At 53.2% G+C, this 4,193-nt stretch carries 4 protein-coding genes; all 4 read right to left on the bottom strand.

What is annotated here, in order from left to right; genetic code table 11:
- Positions 1–878, bottom strand: an 878-nt coding sequence (locus tag ACETWG_10820; protein MFB0517077.1) for a succinate dehydrogenase/fumarate reductase iron-sulfur subunit, incomplete at its 3' end; no start/stop codon positions are given.
- Positions 878–2,584, bottom strand: coding sequence for an FAD-dependent oxidoreductase (locus ACETWG_10815; GenBank protein MFB0517076.1), 1,707 nt, complete (start codon positions 2,582–2,584; stop codon positions 878–880). The genes ACETWG_10820 and ACETWG_10815, both read right to left, overlap by 1 nt.
- A 204-nt stretch (positions 2,585–2,788) precedes the next feature.
- Positions 2,789–3,457: an RraA family protein gene (locus tag ACETWG_10810; GenBank protein ID MFB0517075.1), complete on the bottom strand. Its 669-nt coding sequence runs from the start codon at positions 3,455–3,457 to the stop codon at positions 2,789–2,791.
- Between the two features lie 20 nt (positions 3,458–3,477).
- Positions 3,478–4,193, bottom strand: a 716-nt coding sequence (locus tag ACETWG_10805; protein ID MFB0517074.1) for an RraA family protein, incomplete at its 5' end; no start/stop codon positions are given.

Raw genomic sequence — 4,193 nt, 5'->3', positions numbered from 1 at the left:
TCGACACCCTTCGGTCTGCGGAAAGGCCACGGCAGTTTTTTCCTAAGAGCCAGACGAACGGCCTGAGAGACATCAGTCAAGGCACCCAGTCCCTTCGCTTTCAACCGTATCCTCACACCTTCAGCTCTTGCTGTTCTTCTAATGGAGTCCGTCCAGGCCTTGACCTTACGTACCCCAGTGACATCGATGTTTCTGCCCACTACTCTATATTCGAGCTCAGCGATGATGTCAGCAGGATTCACTTCTTTTGGGCAAACTTCGTTACAAAATTGACACACAACGCAATTGAAAAGGCCGTATTCTGCGCCAATTTCGACCCAATCTGCCTCGTCCCGGGGGTAGTAAATGTTCCGGCTGAGCCGTGCAAAGCTACGTGGTCCGGCAAACTCTTTGATTGCGTCAGGGTTGGTACTCTTCACCGCACACATGGCTTCGCACATATAGCATTCGATGCAGGCTTCAGCCTGTCGATAGGCCTTCCGATTCTCTTCCGGAAACACCTGGGCCTCCTGAGAACCGGGCTTTTCCATTTCGAACCAGGGGTTCAGCCGATCGGCAACACGACCGATATCGACGACCAAGTCTCTGATTACTGGACGGACACACAAAGGCTCCAAAAGCATCACGTCGGGGGCACGTTCCTTGCAGATCAGGCCGGGGCGACCGTTTATCATCACTCCGCATGCCCCGCATTGTCGGGCTCGACACTCCCACCGAAAAGCAAGGCTCGGATCGATGTTCTCGTAGATGTACATGAGAACATCACCCACCAGCATGCCCTCCTCTTTCCTGGGGACCTCGTAGGTCTCGTATCGTGGGGCCGCATCGCGGCTAGGATCAAACCTGAAAATCTTAGCCTTGATCACACCGTCTTTCATCACGCCTGTCCTGTTGGTGTGAGCTCGATAAGGTTCACAGGTTGAGTCATCAACTGCAGTCTCCCCTCCACCTCCTGCACCACCGTCTCCTTCAACCAATGCTCGTCATCACGATGGGGAAAATCGGTCCGGTAGTGCACCCCCCTACTCTCCTCCCGCAACAAGGCAGAGCGGGCTATCATTTCAGCTACTTCGACCATATTGGATACTTCTAGGGCCTCAACCCACTCCGCATTGTAAACCTTCGTGTTGCAGTGCAGACGCAAAGTCTGGGCTGCTTTCTTGAGCTCCGTAATCTCGCCGATAGCCTCCTGCAGTTCGACCCCGTTCTTGACAATGCCTACCTTATCCCACATCAACTCCTGGAGTTTCCTCTTCAGTACAAGAGGCTGATTGCCCTCTTTGCTCTCCAAAAGACCCATGACTCGTCCGTATTCCTGTTCTACCTGATCATGGGGAGATGGCCGCATCAACAATTCCTTTGCTTTCCGAGCGCATTCCTCGCCCGCTATCTTCCCAAAGACTTGCAGCTCAATAAGGGCATTCCCACCCAGCCGGTTCGCTCCGTGAACATTGGCCGCCGCTTCACCAACGGCGTACAGATTCTCCGTGGAGGTCTCACACCTCTCGTTTATTTCAATTCCCCCCATGATATAGAGGGCCGCTGGGCTCGCTTCAAAAGGCTCTTGCAGATTTGCTGCTGCCTCGCCATAAAAGTCGCAGAGCATCCGCCAGCGCTCAGGGAGTCGATCCCTGCTGTAAAGGCTGTCCTCAGGATTGACCTGGGTAGGATCAACCAGGATGCCGCCGTGATCGGTCCCCCTGCCCTCCTTAATCTCCAGATAGTTCGCACGGGCAGCTATGTCCCTAGTGGTGGTCTCGAGCCGCTCTGGATCATACTTCTCCATGTACCGATCACCGTAGCGGTTCTTGTAAATGGTCCCCTTTCCAACCGTCGAGGCCTCCCCCAACGTATTGCCTTTGGCGAACTCAGGGTAGATGAACGTGAGAGGAATGTACTGTACCATTTCCATATTGATCATCTTCGTTCCAACATGTCTGGCCAGCGCAAATCCATCTCCGGTCGCACTCTTGGTGTCTGCAGTTACCTTCCACAATCTCCCGACTGCCCCTGGGGCCAGGATCACGGTCTTCCCAGCAAAAAGTAGGAAACGACCAGTCGTAATCTCAAGTCCAGTGGCCCCCACTACCGCTGCGTCTACAGTAAGGAGCCTGGTGATCATTACCTCATTGTGGAACTCGGCAGCTCTGCGTACAGCTTCCATGAACAAGACCTTCTGGAGATTCCCACTAATACCTCCCATAACACCCCTCGGTACAGAGTAGCCTCCGAGCTTAGCTAACGCGTATCGAGCCACAGTTCCCTTGTCGAAAACATGTCCGAACCTCTCAACGTCGAGCACCCGGTCGGGGGCATTATCAACCACAATCCGAACAAGTCTTTGATTATTAAGATACCAACCTCCCTCAACGGTGTCGCGGAAATGGATGTCTTTGCTGTCATGGGGATCGAAGCTGGCCTGTAACAGACCTCCGGCCACTGCGGAGGCACCACTTGGAAAGGGACCTTTGGTGACCACAACCGTTCGAGCACCCAGGCCGGCAGCTTCAATGGCCGCCCTGAGTCCGGCATTGCCAGCTCCGATGATCAGCACATCAGAGGGTATAGTCTGATCTACAGGCATCTGATCCTCTCTTGGACAGGAACTAACCGCCGAATGAGCTCCCAGCCCATCATGGCGGAGTTTATCATTCCGCGAGATTGAGAGTATCGATAATGGTATGCAGCGGGTGTACCCCTAATATCACCTTTCTAAAAACCCGTCAACTTTACAGAGATTGTGGTTGACCCATTCTTGCCATGTGAGCGATACTTTTAAAACTAAACTCTATCTATCCTTTGACTGCAAGGTGTGATAACCAAACTTCGCGCGCGCCTCTGTCAGGGTCATGCCATTACGCACTGCATCAATAATTGAATTCTCCGCTTCTTCTATCCCCTGTGCAATCTCTAAAACTTGTTGCGCCATTTCCTGAGGCACCACTACCACTCCGCTATCGTCACCGACCAGGACGTCTCCAGGCTTAACCTGAACCTTTCCGATAGATACAGTGACCTGCGTCGCCTCGACCATGACACGATCCTTACCCGTCATCATAAATCTACCTCGCGCAAAGATCGGATATTTTTCTTCGATAATGAGGTGAACGTCCCGGCAGACGCCGTCTATGACCGTTCCTGCAATGCCCTTCATCTTGGCAGTCACCGTCAGAATATCTCCCCATACCGTACAGTCGGTCCTGCCGTTGTTATCCAGGACAACCACATCCCCCGGCGAGAGATCCTCCATGTAATCTCCGACGGTCCCTTTGACCGCACCCACGGGTACGTACCGAATCGTGTACGCAATCCCAGCCATCTTCACTCCTGAGCAGATCGGTACAATACCCTGACACCCCCCCGCAAAACCAAGCCTATCAAGAGCGTCAGATATGGTGGGGGTGGACAGAGATTCAAACTTCTTTACAAAGGTAGGGTCAAGTGTTTTGGACGCCATTGCATGCCCTCCTTACTGCGCTATTCTTTCTGCAACATCTGTTCATAACTGTACTTCTTGTCCACCTCCATAATGTCGCGACCGGCCAGGATATCCTTTTTCATGTTTGCCTCCTTCTCCATGATTTTTTCGGCCTCGACCAACACTTCCTCGATCTTCTCTGGCGGTATCACGACCACGCCGTTGATGTCCCCAACCACGACATCACCAGGTCTGACCTGAACATCACCGAGACGAATCATGCAATTGAAGTCCTCCTGCATGATGCGTCCCCTGGCAGTGATGGGGACAACCCCACGGGCAAACACGGGAAATCCCATGTCCTCACACTCGTCCACATCCCTGGCAGCCCCGTCTACGACGACACCCGAGACCCCTTTCATTTTGGCCGCACAGCTCAGAATCTCTCCCCAGCAATTGTTCTGGATATCCCCACGATTGTCGATGGCAATCACATCTCCCTTCTGAGCCGAAGCGATGGCCTCAATTCCCAGGTGATGCTTTGACCTTGTCATTCCCGCCGCCATAATCTTGATGGTCACAGCCAAACCGACCACCTTCGGCATGCCGAAAACGGGCCGAATCCCGATCACCGCTCCCCGGATACCAGCCTTGTCAAGGGCGTCAGAGACATTGGTTGTGGACAGTTTTTCAAGACGCTTGCGATACTTCTGGTCAAATACTGCTCGTTCCATTATCGCCTCCTTGGGACGATTCAACTCGCCAGCACGATGGT

The organism is Candidatus Neomarinimicrobiota bacterium (genome assembly GCA_041862535.1).
Classification (GTDB): domain Bacteria; phylum Fidelibacterota; class Marinisomatia; order SCGC-AAA003-L08; family TS1B11.
This window is presented reverse-complemented; position numbering and strand designations above follow the sequence as displayed.

Coding starts and splice junctions, on each gene's coding strand:
- ACETWG_10815 (MFB0517076.1), bottom strand. CDS start 2,584: ATGCCTGTAGATCAGACTATACCCTCTGATGTGCTGATCATCGGAGCT.
- ACETWG_10810 (MFB0517075.1), bottom strand. CDS start 3,457: ATGGCGTCCAAAACACTTGACCCTACCTTTGTAAAGAAGTTTGAATCT.